Annotated in this window: 13 protein-coding genes and 1 pseudogene; 6 read left to right on the plus strand and 8 right to left on the minus strand. The window is 68.6% G+C overall.

All coding sequences use genetic code 11. The features are described 5' to 3' along the window. Window positions 1–774: 774 nt before the first annotated feature. Together ACLQ28_RS13355 and ACLQ28_RS13360 are read right to left on the minus strand one after the other, a co-directional pair. Window positions 775–1,188 (minus strand): carboxymuconolactone decarboxylase family protein, encoded by a 414-nt coding sequence (locus ACLQ28_RS13355; protein ID WP_425686571.1) that lies wholly within the window; start codon window positions 1,186–1,188, stop codon window positions 775–777. A gap of 750 nt (window positions 1,189–1,938) precedes the next feature. Further along, window positions 1,939–2,817, minus strand: coding sequence for a helix-turn-helix transcriptional regulator (locus tag ACLQ28_RS13360; RefSeq protein ID WP_110566289.1), 879 nt, complete (start codon window positions 2,815–2,817; stop codon window positions 1,939–1,941). Window positions 2,818–2,919: 102 nt separating this feature from the next. Between ACLQ28_RS13360 and ACLQ28_RS13365 the strand changes: the two genes are divergently transcribed. Beyond that, complete coding sequence (locus ACLQ28_RS13365; protein ID WP_425686535.1) at window positions 2,920–3,753, plus strand: SDR family oxidoreductase; 834 nt, start codon at window positions 2,920–2,922, stop codon at window positions 3,751–3,753. A gap of 437 nt (window positions 3,754–4,190) precedes the next feature. Then, window positions 4,191–4,739 (plus strand): hypothetical protein, encoded by a 549-nt coding sequence (locus ACLQ28_RS13370; RefSeq protein WP_425686536.1) that lies wholly within the window; start codon window positions 4,191–4,193, stop codon window positions 4,737–4,739. A gap of 165 nt (window positions 4,740–4,904) precedes the next feature. On the opposite strand, the gene ACLQ28_RS13375 is transcribed toward ACLQ28_RS13370, so the two are convergent. The 3 genes from ACLQ28_RS13375 to ACLQ28_RS13385 are packed head-to-tail and all read right to left on the minus strand — an operon-like array spanning window position 4,905 to window position 7,040. Further along, window positions 4,905–5,135, minus strand: a complete 231-nt coding sequence (locus ACLQ28_RS13375) for a hypothetical protein (RefSeq protein ID WP_425686537.1) — start codon at window positions 5,133–5,135, stop codon at window positions 4,905–4,907. A 21-nt stretch (window positions 5,136–5,156) separates the two neighbouring features. Next, the gene (locus ACLQ28_RS13380) at window positions 5,157–6,860 is read right to left on the minus strand and encodes a hypothetical protein (protein ID WP_425686538.1); all 1,704 of its coding nucleotides are present in this window, start codon (window positions 6,858–6,860) and stop codon (window positions 5,157–5,159) included. Between the two features lie 18 nt (window positions 6,861–6,878). Next, window positions 6,879–7,040: a hypothetical protein gene (locus ACLQ28_RS13385; RefSeq protein WP_425686539.1), complete on the minus strand. Its 162-nt coding sequence runs from the start codon at window positions 7,038–7,040 to the stop codon at window positions 6,879–6,881. Window positions 7,041–7,260: 220 nt separating this feature from the next. Here ACLQ28_RS13385 and ACLQ28_RS13390 point away from each other — a divergent pair, with 220 nt between their 5' ends. Further along, complete coding sequence (locus ACLQ28_RS13390) at window positions 7,261–10,575, plus strand: S8 family serine peptidase (protein ID WP_425686572.1); 3,315 nt, start codon at window positions 7,261–7,263, stop codon at window positions 10,573–10,575. Between the two features lie 104 nt (window positions 10,576–10,679). On the opposite strand, the gene ACLQ28_RS13395 is transcribed toward ACLQ28_RS13390, so the two are convergent. Next, window positions 10,680–12,950, minus strand: coding sequence for a glycoside hydrolase family 44 protein (locus ACLQ28_RS13395; protein WP_425686540.1), 2,271 nt, complete (start codon window positions 12,948–12,950; stop codon window positions 10,680–10,682). Window positions 12,951–13,328: 378 nt separating this feature from the next. Between ACLQ28_RS13395 and ACLQ28_RS13400 the strand changes: the two genes are divergently transcribed. Continuing rightward, window positions 13,329–13,649 (plus strand): hypothetical protein, encoded by a 321-nt coding sequence (locus tag ACLQ28_RS13400; protein WP_425686541.1) that lies wholly within the window; start codon window positions 13,329–13,331, stop codon window positions 13,647–13,649. After that, window positions 13,646–13,780 carry a hypothetical protein gene (locus ACLQ28_RS13405; protein ID WP_425686542.1) on the plus strand — a complete coding sequence of 45 codons (135 nt, stop codon included), beginning with the start codon at window positions 13,646–13,648 and terminating at the stop codon, window positions 13,778–13,780. Before ACLQ28_RS13400 ends, ACLQ28_RS13405 begins: the two co-directional genes overlap by 4 nt. A gap of 285 nt (window positions 13,781–14,065) precedes the next feature. Here the strand turns inward: ACLQ28_RS13405 and ACLQ28_RS13410 are convergent. Beyond that, window positions 14,066–14,248, minus strand: a pseudogene (locus ACLQ28_RS13410) (hypothetical protein); the annotation flags it as partial. Between the two features lie 718 nt (window positions 14,249–14,966). Further along, window positions 14,967–15,455, minus strand: coding sequence for a hypothetical protein (locus ACLQ28_RS13415; RefSeq protein WP_425686543.1), 489 nt, complete (start codon window positions 15,453–15,455; stop codon window positions 14,967–14,969). 378 nt (window positions 15,456–15,833) lie between these two features. Between ACLQ28_RS13415 and ACLQ28_RS13420 the strand changes: the two genes are divergently transcribed. Further along, window positions 15,834–16,373: a GNAT family N-acetyltransferase gene (locus ACLQ28_RS13420; RefSeq protein ID WP_425686544.1), complete on the plus strand. Its 540-nt coding sequence runs from the start codon at window positions 15,834–15,836 to the stop codon at window positions 16,371–16,373. Window positions 16,374–16,562: the final 189 nt, after the last annotated feature.

Below are 16,562 nucleotides of genomic sequence, written 5' to 3' on the forward strand. Positions count from 1 at the left end.
CCGAGACCATCGCGGCTTCGACCGGCCGGCGCGAACCGTGGATCGGGGGAGCAGGTTGGGAGCAACAGGTTGCCCTGAACGGCCTTGAACTGCGCCCAACGACGTCCAACGGTGCTCAACTGCACCCACCCCTACCTGCGGTTCCACGTTTACCCAGTTCAGGGCGGGTGCGGCGTCCTGTTTCCCGCGGAGTGCTCTGCGGTTCTAGACCGCGATCGTCAGTGCTCTATGTCGCCTGACAGGGCAGTATGCGCAGGTCAAGGAGGTAAGGAGTCGTTGGTTGGCCTGGCCTTGCAAGTGGGAGCAGATTGGGTGCAGGATGGCGAAGTGGTCACCGCGTCCGAAGTGCTCACCGACGCCGTCCATAGACGAGGGCTCTGACCTGCGGTGATGCGCTCAAGCGGTGCGGTGTGACCTCCCAGTGGATACCGAAGAGGTCAAGTCTCCAGCCTCCCGACTGGCTGGTGCCGGCTGTTGAACTTGGGCCTGTCGGAGCCAAATCACGGGGCCAGCCCGTATCGATGCGCGGCTGTGGCTGTCGTCGCGGTGGCGTCGGTGCGGATCCCGCGAGCTGAGACTCAGATCCCACTGGCGAACCTATGAGCAGGGCTTCCTGAACGGTGACCTCTTCGGCGGCTCCGAAGGCGTCAGCGCTGGCCCGGCAGAGGCGGTAGAGCCGGCTGATGTCCAATTGCCTGATACCGCTGCCGTCCGGGCCCCGCGATGCTCGGCGCTATCAGCTGTGTCGGCAACGCGTGAGCGACGACGGCGAGGTCAGTCGGCCGGGGTGGGGCTTGCCGGGACAGGGAGCAGGTTGCGCTCTGCGAAGACCTTCTTGGCGACGAGCGTGGCGTTGACGGCCCGCGGCACGCCGCAGTAGACCACCGCCTGCAGCAGCGCCTCGACTATCTCCGACGGCGTCAGGCCCGCGTTGAGTGCCCCGTTGACGTGTACTTCTAGCTGGGCCCCGGCATCACCGAGGCCGGTCAGAATGCCGAGGGTGAGCAGCTCCCGGTCCCGGCGCGCGAGCTGGGGCCGGAGGTAGAGATCCCCGTAGGACCAGGCGACGGAGCGACGGCTGAGCTCGGGTGAGACGTCGGCGAGGGCTTCCAGGAGTTTCTGCGCGGCGCCGCCGTCGGCCTGTTGCAGCGCCTCAAGACCCCGCTCGTACTGCTCGTCTCCAGCCATGGTCACGCCCTACCTCTGCCAATCGTCCTGTCGGCTGGACCGGCGGGTACCCATTGCCGTGCCGGACAAACGGTTCGCGTCCCGCGCATCCACCGATAGGGGCGTGGCCGGTGAGGTCAAGGAGAGGTCCTCCAAGCTGCGCTGCCGACCCAGGACGCCGCCCGAGACGAGGCCACGCGCTCACCTCAGCCTGCGCGGCGTCGCGATGGCACCTCGAAGCACGAGGCCGGCCCGGCCCAAGGGCCTCAGGCGCTGATCAAGTTGATCCTGCTCGTTGACGGCTGCTGGCGGTGTCGTGCCGATATTAGGGGAGCAGGGTGGGGAGCAGACGGATGCACTGAACCGCATGAACAGCGCCTAACCGCACCGAACCCTATGACCTGCGGTGATGGGGGCGAGCGGGTCGGCGTGACCTCCCAGAGAACAGCGCAGTGGTCAGGGCGCGCTGCTCCCAGCATTGCTCGTGGCCCCCGGTCGCGGGTCGCGGGTCGTCACAGTGGCAGGTCTGCTGTACATCGATGTCCGGTCGCGCAGTCCTGCTGCGCCGGACCGGTAGCTGGTCCCATTGACTGAGACACCGATCCCACTCGCGACGCAGTGGCCAGCGCATCCTTAGCCGGGGATGAAATTTTCGGTCGGGAGCGTCGCCGCTTGAACGGCGCTGCACGCTTCGTCACCAGCAAGAGTCCACGATTACGAGAGCAGGGCAATACCGCGGACTGTTCAGCTTCGACTGCGCGCTGGCCCTCGTTACGAGTCGGCTTGACCGTGCCTGTGGTGGCGGGCCGTCGGAGCCAGGTCCTGGGTGCCTATGACGCTGAGCAGTTGGAGCTGACTGACGGCCTCCGAGCCGGGCCTCGGGGTGAGGATGACCAGCCGCTGGTCCTGGCGGGGGGTGCCGAGCACCTCGCAGTCCAGTTCGATGATGCCAACCGAGGGGTGGACGATGCGTTTGCGGTCCGAGCGGCGTACGGCGACGTCGTGTCGCTGCCAGAGCGTGGTGAACTCGTCGCTGGTGGTTTGCAGGGCGCGGATTATTTTGGCGGCTTCGGGGTCGCCCGGGCGCAGGGCGATGGCGGCCCGTAGGTCGGCGACCAAGATGCGGGCCTGCTCTTCCTGATCCTCGGCGGGGTATTGGGCGCGGGCGGTGGGGTCGGTGAAGAAGCGGTAGATGTGGCTGCGTGCTATGCCTGTGAACGCCGAGACCTGATCGCCGACCAGGGCGACTGCCAGGCGGTTCTGGGCGAGCGTGATCCCGAGGTCGGAGCCTATCTGGGCCGGTATGGCGGTGAGGGCGTCCAGCAGGCGCAGCAGGCCGGGGCTGACGTGTTCGTCGACGCCGAGGTTCGGCGGTGCGTGGTGCCCGGCCAGGCGGTACAGGTGGTCGCGCTCGTCTGTGGTGAGGCGCAGCGCACGGGACAGGGCGGTGAGCATCTGCGGCGAGGGCTGGGGCCCGCGTGCTTGTTCGAGGCGGATGTAGTAGTCCGGGGACATGCCGGCGAGGTCGGCGACCTCGTGGCGGCGTAACCCTGGTGTGCGCCGGCGGGCGCCCAATTGCAGGCCGACGTCGGTGGGTTGAAGTTGCTCGCGGCGCGTCCGGAGGAAACCGGCCAGCTCCTTCTGGTCCATTTGACCAGCCTGCCCGATGGCCGCCGGGCTAGACAGGGATCGGCGATACCTGTCTCACGGAGTCTCTTCCGCCGATGACCGGGCGGGCTCAGGCTTAAGCCCATGAAGATCCTTGTCACCGGCGCGACCGGTACCGTGGGCGGTCACATCGTCCGTAAGCTCCAGGGCCACGAGGTCGTCGCCCTCGTCCGCGACCCGTCGGCCGCTATGCCCGCTGGTGTCACCGCGGTCGCCGGCAACTTGATCGACCGCGACGACGTGAGCCGCGCGTTGGAAGGTGTCGACCGGGCCTTTCTGATCCTGGCCGACGACAGCGGGGCGGTCTTCGCGGAGGCCGCGGCCGAGGCCGGCCTGCAGTTGGTGGTCATGCTGTCCTCGTTCACCGTGGACACGCCGCTGCGATCGGGAGCGGCCAACTTCGTCGCCGCACACCACCGGGCGGGGGAACAGGCCCTGACGAAGGCAGGGGTACCGTCCGCCTTCCTGCGGGCGGGAGGCTTCGACTACAACATCGTGCCGTGGGTGGCGGCGGCACGCGACGACGTCGTACGCCTGCCGTACCCGGACATGCGGTCGCCATTCGTCGATCCCGCCGACATCGCGGCGTCAGCGGTGGCGCTGCTGAGCGCCGCCGAGCCGACGCTCGGGGCGTACTCGATCACCGGCCCGGAGGCTGGATCGCTGCGTGAGCAGGTCGCCGAGGTGAACAAGGTTTTCGGCCGCTCGTACGTCGTCCAGGAACTCGGCGAGGAGGAGGCCGGAATCGGCTTCCTGGACGAGATGCCGGAGGCCGTACGCAGGTCGTTCCTCGAGGTCTTCGAGGGAGCGGGGCACGTGGCACCGAGTGACGACGTTCTGCGTCTGACGGGTGTGCCCGCGCGCCCGTTCAGCGCTTGGCTCGCCGAGAACCGCGGAGCTTTCGCCGTACATCAGTGAGCTGTTCATCGTGACGGTCCAGGTCGCGACAGGTGTCGGAACCCAATATCGACATAGGGCGAGACTCCCGGTGCGACAGCAGCCGACCAAGATTAGAAGCCCCAACCGGGAGCCTCGCCATGCTGTGGTGCCGCCCCCCCGACTAGCGACCGCGATCGCACAGGCCGTCCTCGTCCTGCACCACGTCGAGAACGCCCTCTACCAAGCAATTTTGCTCTTTTCAGCGGCGGGCCGCCCACCGACTCAGACGATACGTTCGTGGAGCCGCATTGTTCCAGCCGTGCCGCCCGGGGCATCCGCTCATGCCGCTGACAAGGCGCGGCGATCGTGGGCGTGCTCCCCGTGACCGATGCGGCTGCGGGAGCCAGCGCTGATGCCAATCAAGGCACTGGGCCGGCAACTCTCGATCAGTCGGCGGTCGGCGGTCCAGCGCGACCGTGGCGGGCGCGTCCGGCGAACGTGCCGCCGTCAGCAGCGTTGCTGGGCTGCGTGTGATCACACTGGACAGTCTCGTGCCCGGCCAGGTGCACGGGCATCTCGACGCGGCCCAGCTGGCCTGGCTGCGTGAGGTGCTGGCCGAACCCGCTGCGGCGGGCACGGTGCTCGTGCTGCACCACCCGCCGATCGCCGTGCCCACCTCCCCGATCATGGACTCCGTGGGCCTGCGTAACGCCGGCGATCTGGCCGATGCGGTACAGGGCACCGACGTCCAGGCGATCCTGTGCGGTCACTTCCATTTGCAGCTGTCTGGCCTGCTGCGGGGCATACCGGTGTGGGTGACGCCCGGCGTGGTCACCCGCATCGACTTCACTGCGCCGCCACGGTGGGAGCGCGCGGTACTGGGCGCCGGGGCCACCGTGGTGGATTTCGGCGGCCCGACCTCCCCGCTCTTCCACGTGCTGCACGCCCGCGACCCGCGGGCCGGCGAGCAGGTGTACCTCGTCGACGCGGTGTCGGGCGAGGACGTCGTGGGCGAGGAGCCGTGATGGGCGGGCCAGCTGGCCTCGCCGAGCCGGTGCAACCACCCGCAGGCGCCGGTCCAGCAGGTTGCGCCGGGCAGCAACAGCTCCGGCACAGCCAACTCGGCGTCGCTGAGATCTCGGGAGTCATGCCCGCTCAACGAAGCGGACCCAAGATCCGCGAGACAGAATCTAGTTCCGCCAGGACGGCGTGGCCTCACCGGTCAGCCTGCGGCTCAGCACGCCGATCATCGCCCGGTGGATCAACGACTCGGAGTGCTCGGCCGAGGCCTCGTAGTCCCGGGCCAGACGCCGGTTAAGCATCAACCACCCGAACGTGCGCTCCACCGGCCAGCGCACGTTCGGGGCGAACCCCTTCGCATCCGGGTCCTTTACCACGACCTCGACATCGATGCCGTGCACCGCACCGCGCTCTAAGAACTCCTAACGGTCGCTGTGGTGGCTGGCGGTGGAGCGGAGTGACCGGTGCCCGCTCTCCTGATCCGGCTCGTCGTCCGCCACCGGATTGCCCAGCCGGGTCACCCAGTCGACGAACTCGGCGTCCTGTCTCGGCAGCGGCTCGCGGTCCGCCGGGGTGCCCGTGCCGTCCCCGTCGGCCCGGGACTTGTTGCGCCGGAACAGGCCCAGCCGCCCGCCGGCCCGTCCCGCCTCGACGACGGATGCCGGGTCGGCCGGCGCGGGGACCGGGTCGGTCCCGGCGGGGCGGGTCTGCGCGGCACCGGTCGTGGGCGGGGGCCCGGCGCGCTGGGCGGTCGCGAGGGCGTCCCAGTTCGCGGCCCGGTCCAGGTTGGGCAGGGGCGGCCGGTGCCGAGGTGGGAGCGCCGGTTCGGGCCTCTCTTGCGTGCCGTCTGACTGGGTCGCCTCGGCGCCCGGAGCGGGCTCGGCTGAGGGCGGCACCCGCCGCGCCGGAACGACTGGCCAGGTCGCCTGAACCCGCGTCCGGTCGGTCTTCGGCGGCTGGTGCATCCGGAGGGTCCCCGGGGCGACGAGGGCCCCGTCGGGCGGCATCCCTTCGGGTCCGGTGTTGTGGGCCTCTGCCTCCGCTGTCCCGGAGCCGCCCCCGCCGGGTCCCGCGGGAAGGTGGGCCGCCGTTGCGGGGGCCGGTTCCGATGTCTCCGGGGTGTCGTCGAGGTCGGCCGGTGTGGCGAGGTCGGTGGGCTCTGGTTCGCCGGTCGTGCCATCAACGGCCGGCCTCATGGCCTGCCGCACGGCGGGGCTGGCGGACAGCGGACGGAGGATGTCGGTCGGCTCGGCGACCCGCGCTTCGGCGGTGCGCGGCAGGAGCGGCCAGCGGAACAACGCGGCGGCGGCCGAACCGAGCACACCGGCGGCGACGGCAAGCAGCGCCCCGTAGTACGGCGTGATCTGGTATCGGTCGACGGCGTCGCCGGGACCGGCGGTCAGATAGGTGAACGCGACCAGCGCCGCGCCGGCCGCGCCGGTCATGCCGTTGACCAGCGGAGGATGCCCGCGCCAGCGGGCCAGCCCGCCGGTCGCCGCGCCGATGAGCAGGGCCACCGCCGGCAGAATGAGGATCGCCAGCCGGTGCGCCGCGTCGGCGTTGAGCCCGGCCGGCTCCAGCACACCGAGCCGTACGGCGGGCAACGGCCCGGCGGTTGCGAGCGACGGGATGACCGAGACGAGCGCCAGCAGCCAAACCGCGCCGCCGACTGCCGCCATGTTCCAACCCAGCGGCGGCTTCACCAGTACGGCGATCGCGGCACCCGCGCCAACCAGCGCGCCGAGGGTCGCGGAGATGCCGACGGCCCAGATCGGGTCCACAGAGAAGCGCTCGGCGGCCTGGGCCGGCCGGACGCAGAGCGGCGCCACGACGGTGGCGCCCAGCGCGGCGGCGGCGGCGATGGCCACCAATCTGCCCGTGCTCCCCAGCACCTCGTACCGGCGGGCCAGGCGTGCGGCGACGACGGTGCCGGCTACGGCGGCGTGTGCCGCGAACCAGCCCACCCAGACGAGCTGGGCAGACCACTGGTTGACGGCGGCGCCGGTGGAGGCGCCGGTGAGCTGGACGATGCCGAAGCTGAACGCGATGCCGAGTTGACCGGCACCGGCGAGCATGCCCATCCCGAGCGCTGTGAGCAACAGGTTACGCCATGTGCGAGAGACCATGTCCGGCACGTTACGCACTCAATGCGGTGGTTTTTCCGGAATGCCGGTTTTTCGCGTCCGGCCGCCGGGCCAGCGGTTACTCCAGTTCGACCAGGCGCGCGCGATGTGCCTGGTGCCGTCCACATTGCTGAGCATCTGGACGGTGTCCGGGTCGCGGAAGATGACGCCAGCGGTGGGCACGTCGGCATCGATGATGCACCTGATCTTGTTACGCCCCGGGCGGCCACCCGCGGCCAAGGGCTACCCCGGCGCCGACGCATACCTCTAGCCGACGGGGGCGAGGTCGCGCATCGCCTCCTCCACGTGATCAAGTTCACGTCGGATCAATCCAGGCAGCGTGTCGTTCGTCCGTCCTCGACTTACCAGCGGACGGATACCTCACGGAGGGCGCTGGGTGACGATGGGGAAACGAGTGCGAGGAATATGGGCGGCGGCGCTCAGTGCGGCGCTGGCCGTCGCGGGTGTGGGGCAGGCGGGGGCCGCCGAGTCCAACGGTACGGCGGTCCCCGGGAGCACCAGAGTCGACGCGGCGGATCCGCTGCGTACGGTGACTCTGGTGTCGGGCGACCGGGTTCGAGTTCGGTCCGGCACATACGAGGTACAGCCTGGTCCCGGCCGTGAGCGGATGGTTTTCGCACAGCACCGGGTTGGTGGCCACGATTACGTCATTCCGGCCGATGCGCTGTCCATGATCGGTGCGCGTCGCGTTGACCGCCGGCTGTTCGACATCACCGAGTTGCTGGCATCGAGGTACGACGACGCCGCGCAGGCGGACCTGCCGCTGCTGGTACGCGCGACGGACCAGACCGCGGCAAGGCAGCTCGCTTCCGGCTACGCGGTGGCACGTGACCTGCCGGGGATCAGGGCTCAGGCGGTCCGGGTCCCCAAGAAGCGGGCCGGGGAATTCTGGAGGTCGCTTGACGCGCAGGTTGCCGGCAAAACCGCGAGCGCTGCCGTGGAACGGGTGTGGTTGGACGGGCAGCGTCAGATCAGCTTGGACCGCAGTGTCCAGCAGATCGGTGCACCAGCGGTGTGGCAGGCGGGCCGAACCGGCCGGGGCGTCACCGTCGCGGTGCTCGACACGGGCATCGACGCCACGCACCCGGACTTCACCGGCCGACTGGCGCAGGTACGCAACTTCACCGACGACCCGGACGCCGATGATCATGTGGGCCACGGCACCCATGTCGCTTCGATCATCGCCGGTTCGGGTGCCGCCTCCGGCGGCCGGTACCGGGGCGTGGCGCCTGACGCGACGTTGCTGGTCGGCAAGGTCTGCACCGATGGTGGGTGCCCCGACTCCGCGATTCTCGCCGGAATGGAATGGGCCGCCGCCAATGGTGCGGTGGTAGTGAACCTCAGCCTCGGCGGCGCCGACACCACCGAGTTGGACCCGCTGAAGGAGGCGGTGGAGACGCTGACCGCGCGTACTGGCACGCTCTTCGTCGTGGCCGCCGGCAACAGCGGGCCCCAAGCCCGAAGCGTCAGTTCTCCGGCCAGCGCCGACTCCGCGTTGGCCGTGGGCGCGGTGGATGGTGCCGACAAACTCGCCGAAAGCTCCAGCCGTGGCCCGCGGCTGGCCGGTGGTGCGATCAAGCCGGAGATCACCGCACCGGGCGTGGACATCGTCGCCGCCCGGGCGCGCAATTCTGAGGCGGACGACCCGGTTGACGAGTCGTACACCCGAATGTCGGGAACCTCGATGGCGACGCCACATGTCGCCGGTTCCGCCGCGTTGCTCGCCCAACAGCACCCGACCTTTCGGGCGGCGGATCTGAAGGCGACTCTGATGGGCACGGCCAAGCCCGATGCGACGTCCCGGCTGACCGAGCAGGGTGCGGGACGCGTCGATGTGGCGGCGGCGTCGGGCTCGACATTGCGGGCCGACCCACCAGCGGTGGATCTCGGCATCGCGAAGTGGCCACACCAGGACGACCTGGCAGCCAGCCGTACCGTCGCCTTCCGCAATGACGGCGCCACGGCGGCAACGCTGTCGCTGACGGTCTCCGTGACCGGGCCTGACGGCGCCCACGCGCCGGAAGGCATGTTCCGCATCGAACCAGCGCAGCTCACGGTCGCGGCCGGTGGTTCGGCGTCGGCGACCATCACCGCCAGAACCGCCATCTCGGGCTCGGAAGGGGTGTACGAGGGGCGGGTGGAGGCCAGCGGCCCCGCTGGCGTGGTGCGGGTCCCGGTGACCATCGACCGGGAACCGGAGAGCTATGACCTGAAGCTCACGCACCTGGACCGTACGGGCAGCTTGACCGACAGCTACAACACCTTTCTGGATGGTCTCTCCGCTCCCGGCACCGTCGCGCCCTACGAGCCGGACGGGACAGTCAGCATCCGGCTGAGGGCCGGCAACTACCACCTCACCAGCGTTATCTCCGAGGAGCACGGCGATGATCGCCTCGCGTCCCTGCTCACCCAGCCGCAGCTCGAACTGACGGCGGACACCACAATCGTGCTGGACGCCCGGCTCGCCAGGTCCAGCACGGTGACCGTGCCCCGGCCAGCGGCAACGCCAACCGGATCGGTTGTCGGGTACTACCGGCACCTACCGGACGGCAGTCTGAGCGCTGCGTCAGTGTTCTCGTTCGGCGGCATGACACCGCTATTCGCCGCACAGTTCGGTCCCGCGCTCGCCGGGAACGAGATGCGGGGACGCATGCAGACGGTCTTCACCGAGCCAGGTCCCGACGGGCAGTTCGGGTCCGGGTCGCACCGCTACCACCTGGCCTGGTTCCCGTCCGGACAGGTACCGTCCGGGATCCGCCAAGAGGTGCGGACCGCGGACCTGGCGCAGGTGGAAGCGACATATCCCGCAAGCGAGTCCGGCACGATCGGTGAGAAGACGGTCTTCGCGTCGCGTCCGGACTACACCGAATCACTGTCCTTCGGCGGCACTGTTCCATTGCCGGCCACGCGCACCGAGTACTACTCCCGAGCGGACGACACCCGATGGTCGGCCGACGTCAGGATGGGGGAGGTCCAACAGATGTCGGCACCCACCGCCTATCCGGCCGGTCGGCAGACCGAATCGTGGCAGGCGGGCCCGCTGGGCCCCGGCTTCCCGACACCCCCGTCCTCCATTACGGTCTTTTCCGACGGCTACTGGGTCACCCGACAGGAAAATCGGATCTTCGCCGCCGTTCCGCTCTTCTCCGACCGGGATATCCGGCACGCCGGCGTCGCCGGCACCACCTCCTACACCCAACGACTGCTCCGCGACGGGCAGCCCGTGCCATTGATCGACGATTACGACTACGAGGTGCCTGCGGCGGCGGCAAATTATCGATACAGCGTCACCGCTACCCGAGACGCTGAACTCTCCACCCGCGTGCAGGCCGAGTGGACGTTCCGCTCCGAAAAGTCGGAAAAGCTGGCCCGACTGCCGGTCATGGCGGTGCGCTTCGCACCCGCGCTCGACGGCGACAATGCGGCGCCGGCCGGCAGAGGCCTTCGCATCCCGGTCACCGTGCAGCGGCAGGCCGGTGCGACGCCAGCACAGGTACGGTCGCTGACCGTCGAGGTGTCGTTCGACGACGGCCAGACCTGGCAACTCGCATCGGTCCAAAAATCCGGTGCTGGCTGGCTCGCCGACGTGCACCATCCGGCCGGCGCTGGTTACGCCGCCCTACGCGCGTACGCGGTTGACCAGAGCGGCAATACAGTGCGCCAGACCATCATCCGCGCGTACCGAATCAAGGGCTGACCCCGGCGCATGCCCTCACCTGCGACATGACCGACGCCTTGCTGGCCCCATTTTCACGTCGGGGCCAGCAAGGGCGAGGCGGGCGGGAGTAGGGATCTCTCAGGTCACCCGCAGCGTTGACCGTTGAGGTTGAAGGCGGTTGGCGCCGGATTGGTGCCGCTCCACGTGCCGTTGAAGCCAGTGCTGGTGGACGCGCCGGGGGCGAGTTTGCCGTTCCAACTCATGCTGTCCGCGGTGACGCTCGTTCCGCTCTGTTTCCAGGTGGCCGACCAGCCCTGGCCGACCTTCTGGCCGGTGGTGGGGAAGGCGAAGGCGAGCTTCCAGCCGTCGATCGCGGTGGTGCCGGTGTTCTTGATCGTCACGGTCGCGGTGAAGCCGCCCGGCCAACTGTTCGCCGTGTAGCCGACCGTGCAGCCGACGGTCGGGGCGGTGGGCGCGGTCCGCACGGTCAGGCCGGGCGAGGCCGCCGAGACGTTGCCCGCCGCGTCACGAGCGGTTACCACGAAGGTGTACGGGGTGTCCGGCGTCAGCCCGGTCACGGTGTACGTGGTGCCGGTGGCGTTGCCCACCTTCACGGTGCCAGCGGCGTCGACCCGGTGCACGTCGTAGCCGGTGACGGCGGTGTTGTCGGTAGACGGCGTCCAGGCCAGCGCGACGCTGTCGCCGGTGATCGTGCCGGCGGTCGGCTTGCCCGGGGCGGTCGGCGCCTGGGTGTCGCCGGGCGTGGTGCCGCGCGGCAGCACCAGGTGGGTGATCGAGTTGGCCGGGAAGGTGGCCGTGAAGCCGCCGGCGGTCACCGGCTGGTCAGCCTCCCGGACGACGCCGGCGAGGTTCGCCCCGCTGTAACGGTAGACCTGAGCGGTGCTGGCGGAGGCGCCGGTGAGGACGACCGGGCTGGTCAGGTCGTCGCCGGTCTTGTTGACTACGACCAGGGTGAGCGCCTTGTCGGCGCTCCGCTCGGCGGCGTACACCGCCAGCTTGCCCTGGTCGGCGCTGGTCGCCTGGACGGAGGTTTCGCCGAACGCGCCGCCCTTGCCGTCGTAGTTGCGGTAGACGCGGAAGGCGTTGGCCACCGGCTGGTCGGCCGTGGGTGCGGTCCAGAGGGTGGCCAGGTCGAGCCCTTCGCGGCCGAAGATGCCGAGAACGTCAGCCTGGGCGAGCGCGCCGTTGAGCGATGACTGGCCGCCCCAGTTGTACTCGGTCATCGCGATCTTCGTGCCCGGGTAGTGCTGGTCGACCAACTCGCGCAGGCGCGGGATGAACCGGACCGGACTGTTGATCCAGCTCTCGTCCACGTAGGTCGGATCCCAGAGCTGGCGGGTCGAGCGCAGTCGCAGCGCCTGGGTGTTGGCGTCGCCGGCCGCCTCGCCCAAAACGCCGGACTGCTGCGGGTAGAGGTGGACGTCGAAGTAGTCGAGGATGCGTGTGCGGTGCTGCTGCTCGTACTCGCGCATCCGGTCCAGGTACCACGGGCCGAGGTCCTGCCCGCCGTGCGCGGCCTTGTCCGGCGGGTTCGACCAGCAGCCGGTACGCGAGCAGGTGTCCTGGTCCAGGCCCGAATAGAAGATCGAGTTCAGACCCCAGCCGACGGGACCGAGCGTCTTCGCGCCGGGGTCGGCAGCCTTGATCGCGGCAGCGTACTCGTAGGTGCGGTCGCGTAGCTCGTCGTAGCCCAGCCCGGTCGGGCGGACGTCGCGGTGGGTGGAATGCCACAGGTCCGGCTCGTTGTCCAGGTTGTAGAACTGGACCCCGCCGTCGGCGGCAGCGCCAAACTGCCCCTTGAGGTGGTTGACGAAGTCGGTGGCGTACTCCGGACCGACGGCGACGCTGGTGTCCTCCGGATCGTTGCCGGTGACCGGTGACCCGTCCGGCTTTATGCCGTTGCCACAGTCCGGTGCCCAGGTGTCGGTGGACTGCTGCGGGCCGTACTTGGCGACGCTGAAGCCACACGCCCGCGACCGGTCCTTGGCGATCCAGCCGAGCGTCGGCATTGTCATGACCGTGGCGGCGCCGGTGGCCTTGTTCTGCTGCACGAACCGGTCGGTCTCCGAGCCCTCCGGGAGGTCGGCCGGATTCGGGTTGTCGTTGGGGATGTTCTCGAAATACCAGTCCGCCGCGCGGTTGGTGGTGTCGGCACGGAAGTTGTAGCGGGTGGTGGCGTTGCCGCCGTAGCGGTGCACCGGCAGCCGCAGGTCGCGGGCGAGGGCCTCATCGGCGAAGTTCATGCCGTAGATGTACGGGCTGATCTGGTGCCGGGCGGCGGTGGTGTCCACGGCCAGCGCTGGGCCGGCCGCGGCCAGGGCGGGCTCCGGCAGGGCCAGACCACCGAGGGCCGTGGCGAGCACGACCGGAAGTAGAGCTGTGGTGGGACGCACGAGCATTCCTCTCCGATAGAAGCTCGACGATGGGAGCGCTTCCACAGCGTTGCGCTTTCCTGGCTCCGAGTCAACGCCGGAAGACCCCTCGTGGATCCTGTCGATTCGATTGGATGCGGCCTGTACAGGGAGTTGGTACGGTGAGTCGCACCGCTGCTCGGGGTTACACCCCGGCGGCTTCAGGCCGGATCCGACGGGCCGTCCCTAGAGCTGTATTGGCCTGGGTGACTAGATGGGTGACGACGGGGTGCGAGTACGGCTGGACGTCCCTGGACACTGGCGGACGGTTCGTGCAGTTGAGCCCTACGACTCGCGCAGCTCATCGACGGTCGATCGATCCCTCACATCGAAGCGATCCTGGCCGGAGACAATGCTTCGGTGAGCTGGGATGAGTTCCTTTGGCATGTGGATCACCGGCTAGGCATGTACGTCGGGCGGCCAAGGTACGAACGAGCGTTTTCGGCACTGACGGGCTTTGACCTTGCGCGTGGTCGGGGCGAGCTGGCGGCGTTCCAGGCATGGATGTCCGCCCGCCACCGTGGCAGCAACCTTGCCTTCTGGTCTCTGGTGATAGCGGAGACCTTCGGTGAGGGTGCCACCGAAGACCGCTTTGTCAGCGAAGACGACCACAAGCGGGCCATCTCGAACCTCTGCCTGCTCCTCCGCGAGTTTCTCGGCCGCGTAGATCACCTGCGATGAAGCTGAGCAGCGGCTGCGCCCAGTACAGGTTGCCGATGGTCACTCCCGCCGCCACCGCGAGCAGGAACGTCAGTTGGCTGCTCATCTCCGACGGCGGCGCCATGCGGGGTGCTGCTATCCCGCCACGCTAGGGCGCGGAATCAAGGCGTCGGGCCAAGCGAGGGACCGAGCATGGCAGGGCGGCATCCGCCGCAAGAAGGCACTGGGCCGGTAGCTCACGAGCGGTCGGCGGTCGGCGGCCCGGTGCGAGCCGGGTTTAGGGGGAGCAGGTTGGGAGCAGCGGGGTGTCCTGAACGGCCTTGGAGTGCGTCCAACAGCATCGAACGGCGCTCAACTGCACCCACCCCTGCCTGCGGCCCCACGTTGCCGCAGGTCAGAGTCGGTGCGGCGTCCTGTTTTTCACCGCGGAGTGCTCCGCGTCGGCGCACCTGCGCCGCGCTCGACCGCATAACTCGGATGAAGAACGGAAGGAAGGCGTAGTTGTCCTCGGTGGTCAGCCTCTTGCCGGCCGCCCACAGGTCGACGACGCGGAGTTGGTGCGGCTCGACCTCGCCGATCTCCACCGCGAACGTGGCCCGGTCACCGAAGCGTCGTGTTATCAGCCCAGGGCGCAGTCATAAGGAAGGCCGTGCCTGACGGGGTAGCTTGCCATCCCTCGGCCAATGCCTTGCGGACAATCGCAGCGACAGCCGACGGGAGAACGGGCACCGTCGACCCGCCAAGCCAGTTACTTGGATGGTCCTGAGGCATGCTGACCAGCATCACCCTGCCCTTGCAATCGACCTGTTCTACAGCGACAGCGAGCGGTCGCTCACACAGCCCTTGGGCATAGGTTGGTTTGCCGCGCACTCGCCACCTGTAGGTGACCCCGTCAACCGTGATGAGCCGAGAGCCCTTCTTGACCAACGCCATGACGACCCTCCTCGACGTCAGATGAGCGTGCCCGTAGCGTGCCCGATGCAGCGGTCAGCATGGGCCAGCGCGGGACGCCCGATCAGCGAGGCAGACACGCCGCGTTTCCCCAGGATGTCGCTACGCCCCGTGTAGATCAACGCGATTCCCAAGCAGAGCGTGGGCCGCTGCCCTAGTCACCCTGCTTGGGCTGGAAGTAGCGCTGTTTGATCCGTGCAGCGCCGCCGGGCTTCCCAGCCAGAACCTGACGCCCCTGCCACTCGACGGTCCGCTCATCACTCCAACCCACGCAGAAGTGCAGTCGCCCTCAGAGGCCGCCGACCCAGGTGCCGCAGGCCGCACGGACATGCGAATCGGCGGTGACCGTCCGGGTGACGGTCACCGCCGATTGCGTGGTCGAACCGGTCAGGCGGCCGAGCAGACGGTGTCCAGCTCCTTGATGGCGGCTTCCAGGGCCTTCTTGCTGGGCTTGGCGTCGGCGGACTCGTTGTACGCGTCGCTCAGGCCCATCATCTCGTTCTGGATTTTCTCGGAGGCGGCGGAGACTGCCTCGTTGGCACCCATCGAGTGCGCCAGGATCGCGACCGATCCGGCGGCCCACTGGGCACTGACCGCGAAGTGCCCGGCCGGCGGGCCGATCTTCTCGGCCTTGGTGACCTTAGCCGCGTTGTCCTTGATGTCCTTCTTGATGTCGGCGCAGGCCTTCACTGTGACCGCGTCGTTGGCCGCGGTGCTGGTCGCAGTGGTGGCCGCACCGCCGGTCGGGGCCGCGCTCGAGGCCGCCGGGGACGGCGAGGTTGCGGTGCCCTCAGATTCGGGCTGCGGATCGCAGCCGGACATCGCGATCGCCGCCGCAACGGCCAAGCCAGTCAGGACGAGTCGAGTTCGGTTCATTGATGTTCCCCCATGATCTTCATGTTCGGCGCACGCTACCAGCCCCGGTCGAACCGGTGGGATCAGTTAGTGGGCCGACGAGCATCGAGCCTCAGGTCTGGAGCTGGATGCGAGGCGCGTAGTGACTGCGGACGACGGGTGCCGCGCATCGCTCGCAGGTGTCGGTCTGCAGGCGGCGAAGATTGGGCTGCGCCGAGAACGTCCCCGACCGGACCGGTTCCGATCAGCGTCGTGGAAGGCTGCCCACCAGTAGTCCACGGTGGTGCGCAGGATCGTCCGTTCCCGCTCGGAGGTGTGGTCGACCGCTGAGATCCGTGCGGCCGCCGGGTGCTCGGGTTGGTAGGCGGTGTGGTTGCGGCATTAGGATCGAGCGCTTCAGTGGATCTTGACGTCGGATGTGCAGAACTCATGATTACGATTCGCCCTTACACCAGCGCAGACGTCCTCTTCGCCCGGCAGCACCTCAGCGGACCCGACGCTGGAGACGCCGTCTGGTTCGGCTACTCCTCACCCCGGTTGCAGGCGGAGTTTGACGCCAACGGATTGTTCTCCGCCGAGGGCGGCAGGTTGATCGTCGACCAGGACGGGGAAGCGGTCGGCAGCGTGGAGTGGTCCAAGGCCTCATGGGGACCGGCGGGACAAAGTTGGTGCTGGGAAATCGGCATCCTTCTACGCAAGGACGCTCGTGGGCGTGGCATTGGCACACAAGCCCAGGCGTTGCTGCGCGATTACCTTTTCAACCACACCCACGCCGAGCGTTTGCAGGCGGTTACCGACGTCGAAAACATCGCCGAGCAACGAGCGCTGGAGAAAGCCGGGTTCTCACAGGAGGGTCGGGTCCGTAGCGCCCAGTGGCGTGCCGGGCGATGGCACGATCAGTACCTATATGCGTGCGTCCGTAGTGACTGGCAAAGTTGACTGGCTCTGCGCAGTGGGATGGATTTGGGGCACACCGGGGCGTAAGACAGCGTGACTCTGAGGTATACCGCTCACACCCGCATCCGTCCTGACGGAGGTGACCGACGGTCACCCCTCTTGGTCAGGATGGTGTGAGACACCCCGTGTGAGTTGGGGGTGCTGACCTGAGGACGGGGATCGGAGATCCTT

The organism is Micromonospora sp. DT201 (assembly GCF_049841575.1).
Classification (GTDB): domain Bacteria; phylum Actinomycetota; class Actinomycetes; order Mycobacteriales; family Micromonosporaceae; genus Micromonospora.

What these genes read in the sequence shown, in the direction of transcription:
- ACLQ28_RS13380 (WP_425686538.1), bottom strand. Translation starts at nt 6,860, where the DNA reads ATGGTCTCTCGCACATGGCGTAACCTGTTGCTCACAGCGCTCGGGATG.
- ACLQ28_RS13415 (WP_425686543.1), bottom strand. Translation starts at nt 15,455, where the DNA reads ATGAACCGAACTCGACTCGTCCTGACTGGCTTGGCCGTTGCGGCGGCG.
- ACLQ28_RS13355 (WP_425686571.1), bottom strand. Translation starts at nt 1,188, where the DNA reads ATGGCTGGAGACGAGCAGTACGAGCGGGGTCTTGAGGCGCTGCAACAG.
- ACLQ28_RS13390 (WP_425686572.1), top strand. Translation starts at nt 7,261, where the DNA reads ATGGGGAAACGAGTGCGAGGAATATGGGCGGCGGCGCTCAGTGCGGCG.
- ACLQ28_RS13405 (WP_425686542.1), top strand. Translation starts at nt 13,646, where the DNA reads ATGAAGCTGAGCAGCGGCTGCGCCCAGTACAGGTTGCCGATGGTCACT.
- ACLQ28_RS13365 (WP_425686535.1), top strand. Translation starts at nt 2,920, where the DNA reads ATGAAGATCCTTGTCACCGGCGCGACCGGTACCGTGGGCGGTCACATC.
- ACLQ28_RS13360 (WP_110566289.1), bottom strand. Translation starts at nt 2,817, where the DNA reads ATGGACCAGAAGGAGCTGGCCGGTTTCCTCCGGACGCGCCGCGAGCAA.